Source organism: Candidatus Microthrix parvicella Bio17-1 (assembly GCF_000299415.1).
Taxonomy (GTDB): domain Bacteria; phylum Actinomycetota; class Acidimicrobiia; order Acidimicrobiales; family Microtrichaceae; genus Microthrix; species Microthrix parvicella.
Map to the genome: position 1 here is coordinate 211061 of NZ_AMPG01000001.1, position 18750 is coordinate 229810.

The following is an 18750-nucleotide window of genomic DNA, read 5'->3' on the forward strand; positions in this document are numbered from 1 at the left end:
CGGCTTGGACAACACACAGCATGACCCATGGGCCGAGACCGTCGATGTCATTCTCCCGGCGCTGAACGAGGCGGCAGGCATCCGGTGGCTGTTGCCGCGTCTGCCGGAAGGGCACCGGGCCATCGTGGTGGACAACGGCTCCACCGACGGCACCGACGACATCGCCGAGGCCGGCGGTGCGTTGGTGGTGCACGAGCCCACCCGGGGCTTTGGTGCCGCCTGCTTCGCCGGGCTGTCCGCAGCGACCGCGCCGATCGTGGCGTTCATGGATGCCGACGCCAGCTTCGACCCCGTCGACCTCCCTCGCGTAACCGGCCCCGTCGCCTCGGGGGAGGTCGACCTCATGCTGGGAGCCCGCTCGCCGCTTGACCGATCGACCGCCTGGCCGGCGCACGCCAGACTTGCCAACCGTTTCCTGGCCTGGGAGCTCCGCCGACGCGCGGGTTTGACACTGACCGACCTCGGACCCATGAGGGCCGCCCACCGCGAGCATCTGCTGGAACTGCAACTCACCGACCGCCGGTCAGGCTGGCCGCTGGAAATGGTCCTCCGGGCGGCCGACGCCGGTTGGCGGATCGAGGAGGTACCCGTTCAGTACCTGACCAGAGCCGGTCGCTCCAAGGTCACTGGAACGCTTCGCGGCACGTTGACGGCCGTGGCCGACATGGGTCGGATCCTCGGTGAGCGCGATGGCTGAGCAGGCCGGTCCGGCATTTACAGCGATCGTGCTGGCGAAGACACCCGTGCCAGGCCGTGTCAAGACCCGCCTGTGCCCGCCTTGCCGCCCGGACGAGGCGGCAGACATCGCACTTGGTGCCTTGCTCGATACCTTGAACTCGGTAGGTCTCGTACCCGCCGATCGTCACCTGTTGGTGCTCGACGGCACTCCCGGAGCCTGGCTGCCTGAGGATTGGGAGGTGATTCCCCAATGCGAGGGGGGTCTCGACCGTCGCCTGGGGGCCGCGTTCGCCAACGTGGCCGGCCCCGCCGTGCTGGTCGGCATGGACACTCCCCAACTCGACCCGACGATCGTCGAGGCAGCCGGCCGGACGGTCGCCTCCGATCACCGGCGAGCAGTGCTCGGCCTGGCCAACGACGGCGGATTCTGGATCGTTGCGCTCGCACGGGGCGGACCGGCGGATTTCGAGGGGGTACCGATGAGCGTCGACGACACGGGTTCGCGGCAACTGGACCGCTTGACGCAACGCGGCCTGATCGTTGACCAAGTGAGCACCCTCACCGATGTCGACCGTTGGGACGAGGCACGCTCGGTTGCGAAGGTGGCACCGCACGGCCAGTTCGCCCGTGCGGTTGAACGCGTGACCGCCCGCCTCGTGTGAGGCGGGCGGTCACGGAGAGTGGGCCGTACAGGATTCGAACCTGTGACCCCCTGCGCGTCATGCAGGTGCGCTAGCCAACTGCGCCAACGGCCCATGAGCAAAGCTCGGGAGGGATGAACTGTAGCCGACGCGAAGCACCAGCACGAGCCCTTAGCTCTTGGGAAGAGCCGCCTTCTTCCTGCCCCGCCCGAGGAAGGTTCCAGCCAGGCCAAGAACTGCGCCAAGCAGGCAGAGCCAGAGCCCGATTTGAGCGTTGGCCTTGTCGATCTGCAAGGTGACCAACAGGTACACCACCCAGACCAGAGCGGCGAGTGACGGCAGCAGCGCCAGCGTCCGCTTCAGGGCGCCTACACCCCGCTTCATCGATGCGAAGTACAGCACCGCCGCGATGATCAAGGCTCCCCCGGCAGCCAGCGTGCCCGGGGCGCCCCAGAGTTGCTCCTGCGCGTTCTTAAACCCGGTCAGGGTGATGGTCTGTCCGTTGACGCTCGCCTGAGCCCAATCCAGGAAGCTCCCGACGATCAGGGAGACGCCTCCCAGCAACAGGAGCAACCCGCCCAGGAGGGCCAGTGGGCCACCCCCCCTGGTGGGTACCCCTGGGGCCACCGGCTGCGACGGCGCGCCATAGGTCCGGCCCGGCTGTTGATACCCCTGCTGCTGATAGCCCTGTGGTGGATAGGCCTGCGGTTGACCAAGCGGCTGCCCCACCACCGGTGGTGGGGCGACGTTGGCCACCGGCTGCTGCTGAGTGGGTGGTGAACCCGGCACCGTCCAACTCTGGGCAGGGGGCGCTTGCGGAGCGACGGGCGGCTGCTGCCACTGCTGTGGCTGTTGTTGAACGGGCTGTTGTTGGACGGGCTGTTGTTGGACTGGCTGTTGTTGAACGGGCTGTTGCTGAGGCCACGACTGTTGAGGCGGCAGCGGCGCAGCAGCGCCGGGCGCTGAAAAGTCGGCACCGGGCGCACCCCAAGGAGCCGCCGGTTGCTCCGGAGCAGGCTGAGTCGTCGGTTGTTGCTGGGTCGGCGGCGCCTCTGGCACCGGCGGCACGTACGGCGGGGGTTGAACCGGTGCCGGAGGAGCCGCTGGAGCCGCTTCGCTCTCAGCCGCTTCCACATTGGCCTCAGCCTCGGGTCCGCCCTCAGGCCCGGCAGCGGCGTTCACATCGGATCCATCGGAGGCGTCAGGTTGGCCATCGAGCCCCCGCCACGTGTTCGAGCCCTCCGGGTCAGCGCCGCTCTCACCCGTCTCAGCCACATCATCACCCTCGCGCACTGGGTCCTCGCCGTCGGTCACCATGGGTCCTCCTCGGTGTTGCACGGACGCAACCCTCCCACGGTACCCAATGCGACGGGCGCTCCGACAGGTTTCATCAGCGCCGCAGAGCGACATCTGCGGTGAGACACTGCGGGGCCGGACCCGAAGGTCCGACCCCGTCGGAGGCCACGACCGGATTCGAACCGGTGTACAAGGCTTTGCAGGCCTCTGCCTAACCACTCGGCCACGTGGCCACGAATCAGCCATCTTAGCGGAGCAGCCGAACGAATCCGTCATGGGCCGCCGAGCGGCTGGAGCACCGTCACCCCGCGTCGATCAGTACCCCGGGGTTCATGATCCCACTCGGGTCCAGTCGTGACTTGACGGCGCGCAGAGCTTCGGCGAAAAGCGGCGGACGTTGGCGGTCGTAGGCGCTCCGGTGATCCCGCCCGACCGCGTGATGGTGGGTTGCGGTTGCCCGCTCGGTCGTAATCGCCTCCATCGAGGCTTCCTTCACCGCATCCCACCGGGCGATACGGTCGTTGACGCCGACGGGTTGGCCATGCGCCGGGGTCGGCCGGGCCATGACGGTGTAGTACGGCGCCACTCCATCCGGGTAGGCGTGGGTCACCCGCATCGACACGATGCCCTCCAGGCCCGCCTGGTCCATGGCGTTGCGAATTGAGGCCCGTATCGCCGCGTCGGTCGCCTCGAACCGGCTCCAGAGGCACGCTGTCTCGAACGTCTCGACAACAACGCCCAGCCCGACCAGCGCGTCCCGCTGATACGGGGCCCGCAGGAACGACGACCGCCAAGCCTCCTCCGCACCGCTCCGTGCCGGTTCGCCGGAGCCCTCACGGACCGACATGGCCCCGGGGGCGACGTCGCCCCCATGGTCCCCGCACAGTTCGAGGGCTCGGCTGAGCACCTCACCCAGGGCATGGTCAGCACCTTCGAATCCCACGATCAACACCCCTCCGGTTGCGCCGCTCGCCGCCGCCCCGGCCAGGAGAGCCTCAACCGGGTCGAGCAGCCGGCAGTTGGCGGGGCTCAGGCCGCTCTGTGCCAGCGCACGAACCGCCCGAACTCCGGCGTCGAGCGTCTCAAAGCCCACCGACGCCGACGCCCGGAACGTCGGACGGGGCTGGACGCGCAGCCAGGCCTCGCAGATCACACCCAGGACCCCCTCCGACCCCATGACCAGCCGGTCAGGTGACGGCCCCGCGCCGCTCCCCGGAAGCCGACGGCTCTCCCAGGCACCCGCCGGAGTCTCCATCGTGATCGACTCGACGAAGTCGTCGATGTGCGTGGGGCCGGTGGCGAAGTGACCGCCCGCCCGGGTGGCCACCCAGCCGCCGACGGTGGAGAACTCGAAGCTTTGCGGAAAGTGTCGCAATGTCAGCCCGTGAGGTCGCAGGGCGTCGTTGACCGCCGGGCCATAGGTACCGGCCGCAAACCTGGCTGCGCGGTCGGTCACCTCCAGGTCGATCAGGCCCGCCAGCGCCTCCATGTCGAGCGAGATCACGCCCCGGCCGGGAGTACCGACGTCTGGTTCCACGCCGCCGCACACCGACGACCCACCCCCATAGGGAATCACGGCGACATCGACCTCCGAGGCCCAGTCCAACACGTTGGCCACCTCCGCCTGCGAGGTTGGGCGTACCACCGCATCCGGGGGGTGGTCGAAGCGTCCGGCATGAGCGCGGGCCACGTCCCGATACGACCGGCCGTAGGTGTGCTGTGCCCGGTCACGAACGTCGACCGATGCCAAGGTCGCCAGGGTGGCGGGAAGGGCAACCTTCGGCTCGGGCAACGTCAGGTCCTCCACAGCGACCGCCTCGGTGGGCAGGAGGGAGTCCCATCCCAGCTGTTCCTTCAGGGTCCGTGCCAGCTTCCGCTGCGCGGCGGCGTCCGGCGCATCCGCCTCCACTCCCCATCCCCAGTGTGACCTCATGTGATCCCCCTCGGATCAGGCGCCTCTGCGCAAAAAGCACATTGCCCCCCGGCCGAAACCGGGGGGCAAATTTGGAGCGGACGACGAGGTTCGAACTCGCGACCTCAACCTTGGCAAGGTTGCGCTCTACCAGCTGAGCTACGTCCGCAACGGCGCATTACCTTAGTACATCGGCACGGCCCACCAACCATCACTGCTCGTCGACGTCGGCACCCTCCGGTTCGCCGGGGCGAACCACCCGCACGCCCCGCTGGTAGCCCTGATCCTGCGGGTCCGGCGGCGGCAACGGCGGGACGTCGGGCCGGTGGCCTCCACCCGCTCCCTCGCCCCATGGCCCGGCCGGTCGGTCCCGACGCCGACGGCGAACCACCACTGGTGGCTCATCATCGTCCGCGTGGTCACCTCCCGCCACCGGCACGCCGGGGATCGGCCTCGAAGTGGTCACGATCGCCGAGTCGCCCACTGGCTGGTCAGGTGGTGAAACCCGCCGAGGGACCGTTGGTGTCTGGGGTTCGGCCCGTTGCACCGGCGGACGGGTCTCAGCGTCTGCGAAGGGGCGTTCCGGCTGAGGCGGCAACTCGTCGGGCGCCGGTATGCGATACGCCCCGGCACGTTGGGGGGACGGCCGAACGGCGTCGGGAGGCGCCACAGAAGGGCGGCCAGGTGATGCCCCTGCTCCCAACGTGCTGATGTCACCGTCGGACGAATCGCCGGGTGCCACCGGAGCCGAGGGACGTTGGTCGACCGGTTCGGGTGGCGACACGTGAGCCACGTCGCCCATCGGGGACGAGGGGAAGCTTGCCATCACGCGTCGAAGCGGCGCGGGCGCCGGAGCTTCACCTGCCGGAGCCGGCGAGGACTCCACCGGTAGCGGAGCCTCCAACAGACCCAGGTCGATGCCTGGCTCAACAGGCGGGTCCTGACCTGGGCTGACGGGCCGCTCGCCGTCGGCGGCTTCCGGCTCCTCCTGCTCTTCGGGTGCGGTGGACTTCCAGAACAACAGGGTGGCCAGGGCGATCACGGCCGCCAAGACCAGCAGGCCGATGATGATCAGGTTCAACAACCGCTCATCGGATTTGGCTGTGTCCTTGACCGGTGCGGGCTCGTTGGTCACCGCATCACGCTGTCCGGGTGCGACGGTTTGCTCCGTGGCGGACGTCGAAGCAGGAGCGCCGGTCGCAGGCGCAGCGGGGTCCTGGGCACCGATGGGTGCAGCAATTCCCACGCCCAAGGCGGCGGAACAGCCCATCGCAACAAGGGCAACCTTGGCCGCCCATCGGCGACCCTGCGCTGTCTTGGTGAACTCCAGGTGCACTCGTTGCTCCTTCACATGGGCGGATCGGTCGCATGGGCGGATCGGTCACATGGACGAACCGGGGCGCTCGACTCCAGTCAAGCACGAAATGCAAGCCAATCCGTTGACCGTCAGCCGGGACTTGGCGGTTGATGCTGCGGACACCACCACGTGGTGCGTCCGCCCACCTGCCTTCGCAGTAGAGAAGCCGAATCCCGGGGGCACACGCCCCCGGGTCGCCGTTGCGGCTGCAGGTCACCGGTGTGGGACCCGCCGCGTCGGCCAAGATCGGCCAGCACCTCGGAGATCGTGGCGCAGAGCGCTGAGAGTTCGGGCGGATCAAGCGACCCTGCAGGTCTGGCCGGGTGCAGTCCGACACGCCACAGCGTCTCGTCGCACAGCAGGTTGCCCAAACCCGCCACCCGCCTCTGGTCGAGCAATGCAGCCTTCAGCGGAGTGCGGCTGTTGCCAAGCGCTCCTGCAAGGGTCTCGATGGTCAAACGCGCCGCGTCGGGCCCGAGTTGCGACAGGTCGGCGTCAAGCTCCAGCGAACCCAATCGTCGGGCGTCCTCCACCGCCAGGCGGTGCCGGGTGCCGTCAGGAGCACGCAGCCGGAATGCGCACCGAACCCACGCTTCGTCGGCCCGTTTGGGTCCATAGATCAAGGCGTCGATCGGCCCGTCCCCGTCCCACAACAGCCGTCCCGTCATCCCAAATCGAAGCGCCACCGATGGTCCGTCGGTCTGCACCACGACCACTTTCCCGACACGATCCACCTCGGTGATGATGGTTCCGTCCAGTGCCGCACCTACATCTTGCCCGCTCAAGCCTCCCCGAACCCACGACGGATCGTTCACTACAAAATGCTCGATGACCGACCCCACCGCCTGGCGGGCTGCTCGGGCGTAGGCCTCGGCCTCGATCAGTTCCGGCACGCGTCCAACGCCGCCAGAATGTCGGCCACCAGGTCGTCGGGGTGCTCGAGGCCCACCGAGATTCGAACGGTTCCTGGACCGATCCCTGCCGCTACCTGCTCCTCGGGGAACAGGCTGACGTGGGTGGTGGACGCCGGGTGGGTCACCAGGGTCTCGGGGCCACCCAACGAGGGGGCCAACCGGGCGATGCGAGTGGACTCCACAAAGCGACGCCCGGCTTCGAGGCCTCCCTCCAACTCGATGGTCAAGAGTCCTCCGCACAGGTCCATCTGACGCTTGGCCAACTCGGCTTGGGGGAAGCTGGGTAGTCCCGGATACAACACCTCGCTCACTTCGCCATGGCCCAAAAGCTCGTGGGCGAGCCGATCTGCGGTGGCGCTCTGACGAGTCAGGCGCACCCCCAGGGTGCGCAGACCGCGCAGGCCGTTGACCGCGTCAAAAGGGGAGGCGTTGGCCCCCTGGAGCACGGCGAAACCCCACACCCAGTCCAGCAACTCGCGCGAACCGACAACCACGCCCAGCGACGCATCGTTGTGGCCGGACATCGCCTTGGTCGCCGAGTGCACCACCAGGTCCACGCCGTGTTCCAACGGCCGCTGGGCCAACGGTGTGGCGAAGGTGGAGTCGACGACGCACATCGGACCGGCGATTGCCCCAAACCGCTCCAGATCAACCAGCTCCAAGCGTGGATTTGCCGGCGTCTCCGCCACGCACAACATCGTCTTTCCGGGCCGGATGGCCGCCTCCCACGCGTCGGGGTCGGCGCCATCCACCGACGTCACCTCGATGCCGAACCGCGGGCAAACCGCAGAGAACAGCATCTGGGTGCCCGCATACAGACGGTTCTGCGTGACGATGTGGTCACCCGTTGAACACAGTCCAAGCACCACCGCCGCCATGGCGCCCATGCCCGACGCGAAGGCGCGCGCCGCTTCGGCGCCTTCCAGATCGGCCACCGCCGACTCGAACGCGGCAACCGACGGATTGCCGTAGCGGCTGTAAAAGGTGGTCGAGCCGGTTGAGGTGGCCATGGCACGCCCCTCGTCCACGCTCTCGAGCTCGAACGTGGTGGACGGATGCATCACGGGCGCCAGGTCGGCATCCCCGCCGGGTCGCCCGGCCAGGATGGCCCGTGTCTCCAGGTGGTCGGTCATCGGTCAGGCCTTTCATGGTGATCGGGGAATCCCGACGGTTCGACGGAAGTGGTGTGGCGCGCGGAAACGACCGGGTCCCCAGGTCTGCCGCCCGGTTGCCCGCCTGCGAGAAATGACGCCACGATCGGGGCGATCGCATCGATCGCCAGGAGGAAGCCGTCGTGGCCCTCGACGCTGTCGATCGAGACGAAACCGGCCTCCGCCCCGGCCTGGATCAAGCCGCGGTACAGGTCCTCCTGCTGAGAGGGCGGATAGAGCGCGTCGGAGTTGATCGAAATCACCTGAATTGGGGCACGGATGCGTTCCAGTGCTCGGGCAATACCGTTACGCCCGCGACCCAGGTCGTGCAGGTCCATCGCCCGATTCACCCGCAAGTAGCTGTTGGCATCGAAGCGGCGGGCCAACTTCTCGCCGTGATAGTCCAGGTAACTTTCCACGTCGTAGCGCACGGGCGCGCCCAGATCACCGCGGTTCGCCACGCGCGCCCGGCCGAATCGCTGCGCATAGGCGGGTTCGCTGCGATAGGTAATTTGGGCCACCGACCGTGCGATCGAGAGCCCGGCGTGCGGACCAAAGCCAGGGGCCCGGTCGTAGAAGTCGCCACCCGAAAAGTTGGGGTCCACCTCGATGGCCCGTCGGCCAACCAGCGACCAACCGATCTGTTGGGCCGACGCCGCAGCAGTGGTTGCCAGCGCAACCAGGCGGCCCACCCGATGGGGATACATCACCGACCATTCAAGCGCCTGCATGCCCCCCATCGATCCGCCCACCACCGCGTGCCACCGTTCGATGCCCAGGTGATCGGCCAGATCCGCCTGGGTGCGGACCATGTCGCGAATGGTCACCCAGGGGAACCGCGAGCCGTAGGGACGGGTCGAGCCGGGTTCAGGATGCGCCGGTCCGGTGGTGCCCTGACAGCCGCCCAGCACGTTGGGGCACACCACGAAGTAGTGGTCGGTATCGATTGCGGCGCCCGGACCGATCATGTCGTCCCACCAGCCGGGCGTTGGATGGGCCGGGCCCGCCCGCCCAGCAGCATGGCTGTCACCGGTCAACGCGTGGGGCACCAACACCGCGTTGGAGGCTGCAGCATTCAGCTCCCCCCACGTCTCGTAGGCCACCATCACTTCCGACAGCTGCCCGCCCGCCTCCAACTGAAAGCTGCGGCCGCGCCCCACCGGTGCAAACTCACGGCACCCCGGCGGATCGCCCGGCACCCAGGCGCCGCTCACCGGAACCGGGCCGGCGGACGACGCAACGGCTGCTGGTTTGGTGGGTTCGGGGCTCATGGTCGCTCGGGGGTGTGTTGAGAGCGGCGCCGCAAGGATCCAAGTATCGGACCCTTGGTTGTCCCTGCGGACCACATCCCCACCGTGCGGTGGGATGGCACCTTGGGAGTCCGTCCCAGGTTGCCGGACCCGACGCCGCCGGATCGCTCGGAATGAAACGCCGACCATAGCCCAGCTGCGGCGCGGGCCCCCAGCACGTTCGAGACGGCGCTGGGTCACGGCACCTTTCAGGGCATAGCCTCTGCAAATGGATCTCGCCGAGCCCCCCACCGGCACCGACGCCGCATCGCCCGAATCGGCAACCGCCGCTGCCGGGTGCCCGATGCATACGGTTGTCGAGGCGCCTGCCGCTCAGTGCCCAATCGATGCCGCCGCCACACGAGCCGGTCACCAGCAGCGTTCGGTCTGGGATCAGCGAGCCCGGAAGTTGCTGTTTCTGCCGGCCGATGCGGCGCCCCAGAGCCTGTTGGGGGCCAACGACGCATTTGCCAAGTCACTGTGGATTTCTGCCACCCGTTGTCTGCTGATCTACGTGGTGATTCCGTTGCTCGCGCCGATCATCAACCTGACCGGCGACCTGGGCCCGATCCTGGGAATCGCACTGTCGTTGGTGTCGATGGTGGCCATCTTCTACTCGGCCCGGCGCTTCTTTGCGGGTGACCACCCGTGGCGATGGCGCTACTCGATCATCGCCGGTGGGGTGTACATCCTGCTGATCGCCCAGTTGTTCATCGACGTCCGCACGCTGGTCACCTGACGTCGCGGGAGGAGCGCCACATCGGACCAGGGCGGGGATCCCGACGCGTCTGGCCAGGGTGGCCATCAACAACAGATTCGATTCGGACACCAGGTTCGGATGGTCGAAGACGTCCTCGACCTCGTCCGGGTCGTACAAAGGTGCGCTGGCTGGAAGTGTCTTTCTGATCTGGGTTATGATTGAATCAACACCGTCATCCTCCTCTTCAGTATGACACTTTCTGCGTTTCAACAGCTCCGACCAAACCACCAGACCGATGAAACCAACCTAAATTGCTCCGCCGGCAATCGCATTCACGGCCAGACGGGCCGCTGGGACGCTTCGGGACATGGCGATGCAAGGCACACACCGCGACGCCGTAAGCATTGCTCCTTCGTTCGCCCTTCTCGACCGACGTGGAATCAGCGGTGCATGTTCATGTACGGTACTGAGCGGCAACATAGCGGAGACCCGAAAGGCGCTCACCTGCATGCCTATTGGAACGGACAATCATGTTCACGTGGTGACGGCTACGGCCCGAGCCAATCCCCTCCCAGATGAGTCTCGGAGTCGCTGTGGTTAGCGGTTCGTCTGCAAGCCGGAGACGTGTTCATGTAGACGGCGCCGACAAGCGGCCGCCGCCTCCCGGCACTCAGGGGGACCTTCGGCAACCCCGACGCCAGAACCCTCCCGATCCCGCCTCGCCCCCCATCGAACCTCGGGTCTTTGCCGAGAACCTGTCGGAGTCCGGTCGGATTCATCACCTCAATGAGGGTGAAAGGGTTGCGATCGAACGTGTGCAATCTGTGGCTCAACGTTTCAGGAGCCTGGAGTTGGCACTGCCCTTCATGCGGACTCAATCGGAGTCCGAGCACGCTAAGCGGGTTCAGCAGTTTCGATCCCTATCTAAATCTCAGCAGACTCAGCTGACTACCGAAGAGGAACGTTCACATGCGACGGCAAGCGAGGCCGCTCGATCGACGCTCAACCAAATCATCGATGATCTCGCTCCCGGGGCCGCCTCTGCACCATGGCCCAATCTCATCGATGCAGCTGACGGTAGTTTGCCCGCAAGGCACTTCCGGGTCGGCCAAATCTCATCGGGTCCTGCTCAGGGCCTCCCCGCACTGGTTCCGCTTGTCGACGGCGCCGGCTGGTTTGTAAGCGGGGACGAGGAGCAACGCAACGCAATGGTGTTGGGTGCCCTCACCCGTTTGGTGGCTCAGTGTCCCATCAAACATCTCTCCATCACGGTCTTTGATCCGCGACTCAGCGGGCAAGTGGGCCGCTTCGTGGGCCTTCGCCGGATCAGAGGGTCCTCATTTCCGACGCCGGCCACTGATCCCAACGAGTTCGCTATGTCCGTGGAACGAACAATCAGCCAGGCAGCCGTCAACGCTGAGCTTGCGGTTTCTTCCGGAGTCAGCAGCTTGGGCGACCTCTGGCGCAACGCAGACGTTCCTGAAGGAACACTGTCGGTCGTCGTAGTCCTCGACTACCCGTTCGGCATCGACGAACGCCTCCAGCAGCAGTTGGTTCGGGCTGCGAAGGTCGGAGGCCGCACGGGGGTCTCACTTCTCGTCGCCACCGATGAAGCGGTTACCCCTGCCGCCGAGGTCCACATCGATGATCTGCGATCCGCACTGGTCGACCTCCGAGTTCAGGGCGGGAACCTCACGGCGCCGCAGTTCAACGCCGGGGTATCGATCGAGATCGATCCGCGGCCGGACGATGAAGTCATTTCGTCGGTTGTGGAACTGTCGGCGATACGGTCGAGTTCGGTTGCGGGCCCACTCATCCCATTGATTGAGTTGCTGGAGGCGGACATCAAGTCCCCGTGGAAGCACTCGGCAGCGGCAGGCCTCGGTGTGGTGATCGGGCGCTCCGGTCGCGATCCGATGACCTTGGATCTCCGCACCGAAAACCCGCCCTTACCCAACCTGCTGATTGGAGGCGCCGTCGGGCAAGGCAAATCAAACTTGTTGCTGAGCATCATCTACGGGTTCGCCACGCGCTACTCCCCCGATGAACTCGAGCTTTACTTGCTTGACTTCAAACGCGGTTTGGAGTTTAAAAGATTCGACGCAGACAGCCAGGGCGAGGCCTGGCTTCCCCACACCAAGGTCCTCGGCTTGGAGTCCAACCACGCGTTTGGTGTCGCTGTCCTCCAACACGTGCACGATGAGATGGAGCGGCGCTCAGATCTGTTCAAGTCGGTCAACGCGGGTTCGATCGACGAGTATCGAGGAACCACCAAGGCGCTCATGCCGCGAGTATTGCTCGTAATCGACGAGTTCCATGTGCTGTTCGAGGGCGACGAAGGCTACGTGGACACCTGCGTCGAACTCACCGAGGCATTAGCGAAGCAGGGCCGAGCGTACGGGATCCACCTGCTCCTGGCTTCTCAGACTATCTCCGGCATTCGCGGGCTCGCCGTGAAGGGCGACGCAATCTTCGGACAGTTCCCCCTCCGCATGTCACTCAAGAACACGCCGGGCGAGTCGCAGGCGATCCTGAGCCAGGGAAACAAGGCGGCTTCCGAGCTCACCTATCGGGGCGAAGCGATCCTCAACAAGAACTTTGGCGGCAATCCCGAGCTCGACAACATTCGGGGCACCATCGCTTTCGCAGAACCATCCGCCATGGCGCAACTGCAACGAGACCTCTGGACCCTCCGACACGGAGAACGCCCAGTCCTGTTCATGGGGAACGACTTCGCTGAACTCGATCCGACATCGCTCGGGGAGCACCGTCGACTTTCTGCTCTCCAGGACTCGGCCGACGGCCTTTCAATCTGGTTAGGCCGTCCCGTAGCGGTCTCGGCTGAACCCAGGGTCCATCACATGGCGCCCGACGCCGACCAAGCGGTAGCCATCGTCGGAGCCGACGAGACCCTCGCTCGCGCTGCGCTTTTGACGATGATTATGACCGCCTGTCACTCCCTGGCAGGAGGGGGCACTTTGACCGTTCTCGACGGGAACGGCGAGACGGGTCAGGCCTGGTTCGAGCAAGCGAACGACTACGCAACCGAGTGTGGCGTACCCGTCAATGTACTCGCCCAGCAAGACATTGCAGCGTTTCTTCGTGAGGCCGTTGCTCAACGAATGGACAGCGGTGCATCGGGGCATGATCTCATCGTCGGCCTCGGTCTTCAACGAGTGCGCGGAATGGATGAAGAGGTCCAAGGCGACGATGGGAACGAGGACGAGTATGTCCCGCCGGGCCCGTCAGGGCGGACGGCGCTAAGACGGTTGGCCGAGGAAGGGGCCATCCATGGCATGTACTTGATCGGTTGGTGGCACAATCTACGAACCCTTGAGGTAGACCTCTCCTACGAGCCAGGTGTGGCACTGTTCGTCACCGCAGATCTTGGCCGCGATGACCTGAAATCAATCGCAGGCCCTTCCGTCTCCCGTGTCGACGGCCGTCCTCGCCTCGGCATTCATGACCGATCGGGAGAGGGCCTGGAGACCGTGGTGCCCTACGCCGACCCCAACGCGTCGGGGGTGCCCGCATGACGTCGACCAACGCAGATTACGACCGGTACGTCAGCGAGGTACATGCCACGGTCGAACGCGAAGCAAACCACAGCCGCCTACTCCAGGCGGCCCGAGAAGCCGGGACCGCCGAGGTCGACGCCGCTCTCAAGGATCAACGCACGGCGGCGGCCGCCCTCAAGAACCTAGATTCCTCCCTCAGGCACCTTCGACCTTCCGTGAACCAGTTGGTCGCTCGCGCTTCGGTTTCCCTCAACGCGACCACCGAGCCACTGAGCTTCTCAGGCCCGGACCAGTTTGAGCGTGAAGTGAAGGGATTGACGGCCGAACTCCGCGGTGCGGAACAGTCATGGCAGTGGGTGGAGAAAGCACGTCGCGAGAACGCCCAACAAGTCGCTAACACGGTCGGCTCTTCCGATTCGGTTCAGCTTTCGATTGGTGGCACATCCGTCGCTGAACCACCGGGCGATGCCTCCTGGAATCGCCGCCTGGTCATCGGCCTCAGCGCCGCCGTGGCTGTCGCCTTGGCCGTCGTCCTCATCTTGCTTACCTAGTTACTACGAACTACTTTGCTCATCAGGAAGGAGGGACCTTGCTCCATCGTTTCAGGCAGCCTCAGAACACGACACACTTGACAAGGTCCATACCTCCTCACCAGCAGACATCGCGCGTCGCCACAACCAACCAGTTCGCCATCACGCAACGAAGCCGCCCGAGGAGCGCCCAACTGGTCGACGCGATCCTTCGCATCGACTCGACCGTTGACCCCGCAGGGCAGCGGGAACTGATGCAGTGGATTCGCGAGGCCTACGACGACCGTGGCGGCGGAGAGCTGGTCGGCCTGTTCAGCAAATGCTACTTAGGGCACCCGTATGTTGATCATCGCATGACCATCGTTGGTTCAATCATCGAACATTTCACCCACGACCAGGTCGTCCCACCACCGTTCACGGCCGCACGACCTTTGGTCAGATCAGACGCCTACCTGTTTGTCGAGATCTATTCAGATGGCCAGGTCATACCCATTCGTTCTGACGGATCGCAAGTCGCCTAGCAACCATGAAGGGTTTCCCATGGCAGAGTACGTTGACCTCTCCCCCATCACGAGGGCAATCGGCAACCTCGAGTCCAACCTGTCGAGTCGAATCGACGGCGTTGGAACAGAGGTCGGCCAGGTCCGCGGCGACCTTCGGCTCGCCTCCGACGAGCTCCGTCAGCTCAAGGCAGACTTTGAGGAGTTCACACAGACCGCCGCAAGGGTCGCCAACGTTCAGCGGTCTGAGACGAAAGTTGCAGCACTCCGCGCCGACCTCGACCGCCAGTTTGGCCACTACACCAAGGTCCGCCTCACATCGGTTGGCATACTTCAGAGCTTCGACGTAGGCAACGTCTCCAACGACACCGTCTCATCGGTGAGTGAGGAGTTGATGATCCAGACTCCGAGGTACTGGCTGGCACCAGCGTTGGTGGCGCTGGCAGCCTGGTCGAAGGACGATCCGGAGATGGCCGAGAAGTCCGTTCAGGAAACATTCTCACGGGACAAGAACAAGGCCAGCCTCTTCTTCGCTCTCGTGCTGCGCCGTCAGGGTCGCATCGAGTCGTCGGTCAGGTGGCTCCGCCACTACCTACTGACGCTGGACCCGAGTTCGTTGACTCGCGAGTTTGCGGTGATCCTGGAGGCAGCGTCGTACGACGCCTTTGGCACCACAGGTCGCGACGTGGTGTCCGAGTCGATGGGGCGCTGGTGCTCCGAGCTCCGCGACCGGAAGGACATCGTTGAGGCCCAGGTCGAACAATGGGCGAGCGAGATCGGCGTACAACGCATGCAGTTCTCCGCCGGCGGCGAATATGCGGCCTTGGCCCACCTCACGCCGGAATGGAAGACCCTCGAGTTCCAGCTGGAGATGGCCTCCGCCCTGCCTGCCACGATCGAGAAGTACGACGCCATTGCGAAGCACGACGCGTCGATTCCCAGTTTCCTGGAGGACCTCCTCGACGACATACTCGATCAGTTGGTGACCGAATATGACGAGGAGGAGTTGCCCCTCAAGCGTGAGGTGGTGTTCCACGACGCTGTAATCGAGGAGGACGGCGACCTGACCCGCGCTCGAGAACGAGCTGACGAGCTGAATAAGGCATTGGAGGAGACGTCTGACGTCGTGTCGATGCAAACGCAAGCCGCCATCAACCCCGACACCCTCGGTGTCAGCACACAGACCCAACGAATCGCGATCGGCGTCGGGCAAGAGGACTTCCGAGTCGCGGTCGGTCGGTATTGCGTCTACTACCGGTCATCGGCTGTCGATGAGGTCAGCCTTTCCTTCACCGGAGATCACTCCAACTACGCCCAAACCTACAGCTTTCAGGGCTGCACCATCGAAACCTCCGAACAGGAGGATGCAGGCGTCGCTCGCCTGGCGGCCACCTGGCAGTCAACCTTTGCGGAGTACATCAAGACGATCTCGTTCAAGAACAGCTGGTACGTCGCGCCGGCAATGATCGGCTTCCTCGTCGGCCTCATCGGCGGGGCGATCCTCGGCGCAGTTATCGGGTTCCCCATCATTGGGATTCTTCTCGGCTGGATCGCAGCCGGCGGCGCCGTGTTCTTCCTCGGACAACAAAAGCGCCAGAAGTGCGATGACGCCGTGGCGGCCGCGTGGCGCCAGCAGGAGGCTGCCGTCGAGCACAGCGTCTCGATGTATCGCGACGCCATGGCCCAGTTCGTCGACCTACAACTGACCTACGGAGAACTCGACTCCAACGAGGACGGCCTCCTCCAAATCATCGACACGTGGCCAACCGCCACCCGAACCAAGAAAATGGTGGCGTAGTCCAATGACCAGCTCAAGCACCTCGGAAGACCCCAGCGAGATCGATCTGACCAACGCTGCTGCGCCCCCCGACGCCTCACCACTGATCCGGCGGACGAGGAGTGTAGGGAAGTTCCAGCGCAGGCCAGAAGCTGCAGGAACCGGCTCCAAGGACGGCGTCGTAGTTGCCCGAGGGGTCCTCGCCATGCGAGCCAAGCAGGGCAAATCGCAGACTTCCCGCGAGCGATTGATCGCAGGGAATCTGCCAGACTGGGAGCCATTGCCGCCGGGAGAACTCACCGTCCAGCGATGAATGTAACCTGAGATGACTGGCTCCGAACTTGTCGGCAGAACTCCATACGAGACCTGGGTGCTGACCTTGCGAGCTTGGGGCAATGACCCGATGACCCCGCTCGACCACCTGCCGTCCCTCGCCCTTGAGACCTTCACCCCCGATACCTACCAGCGCCTCTTCAACCACCTGCGCCAAGCTTTGCAGTCCGTCACCACCCAGTGGAGCGATGATCTCGGCAAGACACTGCGGTTGAGCCAGGACCGATTCGCGCTTGGACACGACCTGGTGCAGCTCAGGACCAGGCTCACTCGACGGGTGCAACTGGTGTCGCATCCATCGCTGCCTGCCGAGGCACGGGATTCATTCACCAAACAGACCGCCGAGGACATTGCCAGAAGCCAACAGCAGATCGTGGATCACATCCAGCGACAGGCCAATGAAGGGCACCTCAGCAGGACCGAGGCCGAGGGGATGCTCGATGTGGTCCGTGAGCACTCCTTCGAAGCCGTCATGGCATTCGCAGCAAACTCTGCTGGTCAGCGGGTAGTCGCCGCTCCGCTCAGGGAAGTCAATCCAACCGAAGCGCCCGGCTCTAAACGCTGGCGCAAGATACGGCCGTTCACGGCCCGAGGAGACGAGTAGTGCCGGACAAGGCGACAGTTGTCGACAGCGTCGAGCGTTACCTCAAGGCCCGGGTCCCGCTCATCGTGATCCAGTCCTATGAGCCGAACCGGGTCATGGAAGTTCTGAGTGAGTGCGCGAGCACGCTTAGCACCATGCAGTTCTATGAGCACTCCCGAACCGAGGGTGTTCGGGATCTCCTCTCCAGCCAATCGGTGTCAGACGAGACTTCCTTGGTTGTCGCACTTGAGCATGCTCGGACAACCTTCAAGGCCCGAACGAACGTCAACTTCATCTTCACCGACGTCGACGAGCTGGACCAGGAGACCTCCCAGTCGCGTCACTTTGCCGAGATGGTCCGATTGGCCGAATCCCGCAGCTGCAGCATCATCGTCGTCACGACCAAACCGGTGTGGCCCGGTCTGTCTCGACTCGGCATGACCGAACGCCTCGACCTGCCGACTATGGACGAGATGGCCGAGTCCCTTAGCGACTTCATCGAGGGCAACCGCGGACCAGTCACGGTGGAGTGGGACTACGACGACCTGCGACGAGCTGCCGAGATCCTGTCGGGCATCACCGAAATGGAGGCCATCAACGTTCTGGCAAGCATGATGGCGAGGGGTCAACTCAATAAGGACGACATGCCAGAGCTGTCCCGATACAAGGATCGCATCTTCGGTGACCTTTCGGGTATCGAGCGAGTGCAGCTCAAGGAAGGGGCTAACAAGGTAGGAGGTCTACACACACTTCGGGAGTGGCTGGCGACCAAGCAGTCGCTCATTACGGCCGATCTCTCGCAGACCACCTTTGCCCCGCCGAAGGGCATGCTGCTCGTCGGCGTCCCCGGGTGCGGCAAGTCGCTCTCGGCAAAAGCGGTTGCGCAGGAATGGATGCTGCCGCTGTATCGGCTGGACATGTCGTCGATCATGGGCATGTACGTCGGGCAATCGGAAAGTCGGCTGCGGGAAGCACTCGAGATGGCCGACCGTGTGGCGCCTTGCGTGCTCTGGATCGATGAGATCGAAAAAGCACTCGCCTCGGGCCCTGGCGACGGCGGCACCACCCGCCGCTTGATCGGCCAGTTCCTCTTCTGGCTTCAGGAGTCCACCTCCAAGGTGTTCATCGTGGCGACGGCCAACGAGGTCCAGTCACTCCCCCCCGAGCTGCTCCGCAAGGGACGATTCGACGAGATCTTCTTCGTGGATCTCCCTGATCCGGCAGACCGCGAAGAGATACTCGACCTCTACTTCACCCATCACTTCACTCAAGCACTGTCGCCCTCGCTCATCCAGGAGCTGGTGACCCTGTCGGATGGATTCTCCGGGAGCGACATCGACGCCGTCGTCAATGAACTGGCCCAGAAGATGTTCGGGCGTGGGACCGGCGCGCTGCCCAGCGACGACGAGATCCGACTGCATTTCCGTAACGTGATTCCCTACAGCCAAACCAACGCCGAGGATGTCGCCGCCATCCGGGCGTGGGGCCAGCATCGTTGCCTCCCCGCAGGCAGCCTGGCGTTGCCGGAGAGCGACGGTCAGAGTCAACCCCGCCGAGTCGTGCTGACGTAG

The 18750-nt window shown here is 64.8% G+C and carries 16 protein-coding genes, 3 tRNA genes and 1 riboswitch; of the genes, 10 read left to right on the forward strand and 9 right to left on the reverse strand.

Annotation, left to right across the window (positions count from 1 at the left end; genetic code table 11):
* Positions 1-4: 4 nt before the first annotated feature.
* On the forward strand, positions 5-697 hold the full coding sequence (locus tag MPARV_RS0101070) for a glycosyltransferase family 2 protein (RefSeq protein ID WP_012230922.1): 693 nt from the start codon (positions 5-7) through the stop codon (positions 695-697).
* Positions 690-1340 (forward strand): TIGR04282 family arsenosugar biosynthesis glycosyltransferase, encoded by a 651-nt coding sequence (locus MPARV_RS0101075; protein ID WP_012230920.1) that lies wholly within the window; start codon positions 690-692, stop codon positions 1338-1340. The genes MPARV_RS0101070 and MPARV_RS0101075 overlap by 8 nt, the downstream gene beginning before the upstream one ends.
* Positions 1341-1359: 19 nt before the next feature.
* Here MPARV_RS0101075 and MPARV_RS0101080 read toward each other — a convergent pair.
* A tRNA-Val gene (locus MPARV_RS0101080) sits at positions 1360-1433 on the reverse strand.
* 57 nt (positions 1434-1490) lie between these two features.
* Entirely contained in the window at positions 1491-2108 is a 618-nt protein-coding gene (locus MPARV_RS0101085) for a hypothetical protein (RefSeq protein WP_157789403.1), read from the reverse strand.
* 24 nt (positions 2109-2132) lie between these two features.
* On the opposite strand from MPARV_RS0101085, the gene MPARV_RS24470 reads away from it, so the two are divergent.
* Entirely contained in the window at positions 2133-2285 is a 153-nt protein-coding gene (locus MPARV_RS24470) for a hypothetical protein (protein ID WP_020376921.1), read from the forward strand.
* A 492-nt stretch (positions 2286-2777) separates the two neighbouring features.
* Here the strand turns inward: MPARV_RS24470 and MPARV_RS0101095 are convergent.
* From MPARV_RS0101095 to metX, 7 genes are all read right to left on the reverse strand, one after another.
* Positions 2778-2848, reverse strand: a tRNA-Cys gene (locus MPARV_RS0101095).
* A gap of 68 nt (positions 2849-2916) precedes the next feature.
* Positions 2917-4548 (reverse strand): FAD-binding oxidoreductase, encoded by a 1632-nt coding sequence (locus tag MPARV_RS0101100; RefSeq protein WP_031276955.1) that lies wholly within the window; start codon positions 4546-4548, stop codon positions 2917-2919.
* Between the two features lie 72 nt (positions 4549-4620).
* Positions 4621-4696: transfer RNA gene (locus MPARV_RS0101105), tRNA-Gly, on the reverse strand.
* 42 nt (positions 4697-4738) lie between these two features.
* Positions 4739-5863, reverse strand: coding sequence for a hypothetical protein (locus MPARV_RS0101110; RefSeq protein WP_020376923.1), 1125 nt, complete (start codon positions 5861-5863; stop codon positions 4739-4741).
* Positions 5864-5973: 110 nt separating this feature from the next.
* A complete protein-coding gene (locus MPARV_RS0101115; protein WP_012230910.1) occupies positions 5974-6777 on the reverse strand; it encodes a DNA-formamidopyrimidine glycosylase family protein in 804 nt (267 codons plus the stop codon).
* The gene (locus MPARV_RS0101120) at positions 6765-7931 is read right to left on the reverse strand and encodes a trans-sulfuration enzyme family protein (protein WP_012230908.1); all 1167 of its coding nucleotides are present in this window, start codon (positions 7929-7931) and stop codon (positions 6765-6767) included. Before MPARV_RS0101120 ends, MPARV_RS0101115 begins: the two co-directional genes overlap by 13 nt.
* Positions 7928-9220: a homoserine O-acetyltransferase MetX gene (gene metX, locus MPARV_RS0101125; RefSeq protein WP_020376924.1), complete on the reverse strand. Its 1293-nt coding sequence runs from the start codon at positions 9218-9220 to the stop codon at positions 7928-7930. The genes MPARV_RS0101120 and metX overlap by 4 nt, the downstream gene beginning before the upstream one ends.
* Before the next feature lie 44 nt (positions 9221-9264).
* Positions 9265-9381: riboswitch (SAM-I-IV-variant riboswitch) on the reverse strand.
* An 86-nt stretch (positions 9382-9467) separates the two neighbouring features.
* Here metX and MPARV_RS21935 point away from each other — a divergent pair.
* The 7 genes from MPARV_RS21935 to MPARV_RS0101160 all read left to right on the forward strand — a co-directional run bounded on the left by MPARV_RS21935 (position 9468) and on the right by MPARV_RS0101160 (position 18750).
* Complete coding sequence (locus MPARV_RS21935) at positions 9468-9977, forward strand: hypothetical protein (protein WP_020376925.1); 510 nt, start codon at positions 9468-9470, stop codon at positions 9975-9977.
* Between the two features lie 1343 nt (positions 9978-11320).
* A complete protein-coding gene (locus MPARV_RS0101135; RefSeq protein ID WP_157789404.1) occupies positions 11321-13474 on the forward strand; it encodes an FtsK/SpoIIIE domain-containing protein in 2154 nt (717 codons plus the stop codon).
* On the forward strand, positions 13471-14007 hold the full coding sequence (locus MPARV_RS0101140; RefSeq protein WP_020376927.1) for a hypothetical protein: 537 nt from the start codon (positions 13471-13473) through the stop codon (positions 14005-14007). The genes MPARV_RS0101135 and MPARV_RS0101140 overlap by 4 nt, the downstream gene beginning before the upstream one ends.
* 38 nt (positions 14008-14045) lie before the next feature.
* Positions 14046-14507 (forward strand): hypothetical protein, encoded by a 462-nt coding sequence (locus MPARV_RS24475; protein ID WP_157789405.1) that lies wholly within the window; start codon positions 14046-14048, stop codon positions 14505-14507.
* A 19-nt stretch (positions 14508-14526) separates the two neighbouring features.
* The gene (locus MPARV_RS0101150; RefSeq protein ID WP_020376929.1) at positions 14527-16284 is read left to right on the forward strand and encodes a CvpA family protein; all 1758 of its coding nucleotides are present in this window, start codon (positions 14527-14529) and stop codon (positions 16282-16284) included.
* Positions 16285-16666: 382 nt separating this feature from the next.
* Entirely contained in the window at positions 16667-17200 is a 534-nt protein-coding gene (locus MPARV_RS0101155) for a hypothetical protein (RefSeq protein ID WP_157789406.1), read from the forward strand.
* Positions 17200-18750, forward strand: a complete 1551-nt coding sequence (locus MPARV_RS0101160) for an AAA family ATPase (protein WP_020376931.1) — start codon at positions 17200-17202, stop codon at positions 18748-18750. Before MPARV_RS0101155 ends, MPARV_RS0101160 begins: the two co-directional genes overlap by 1 nt.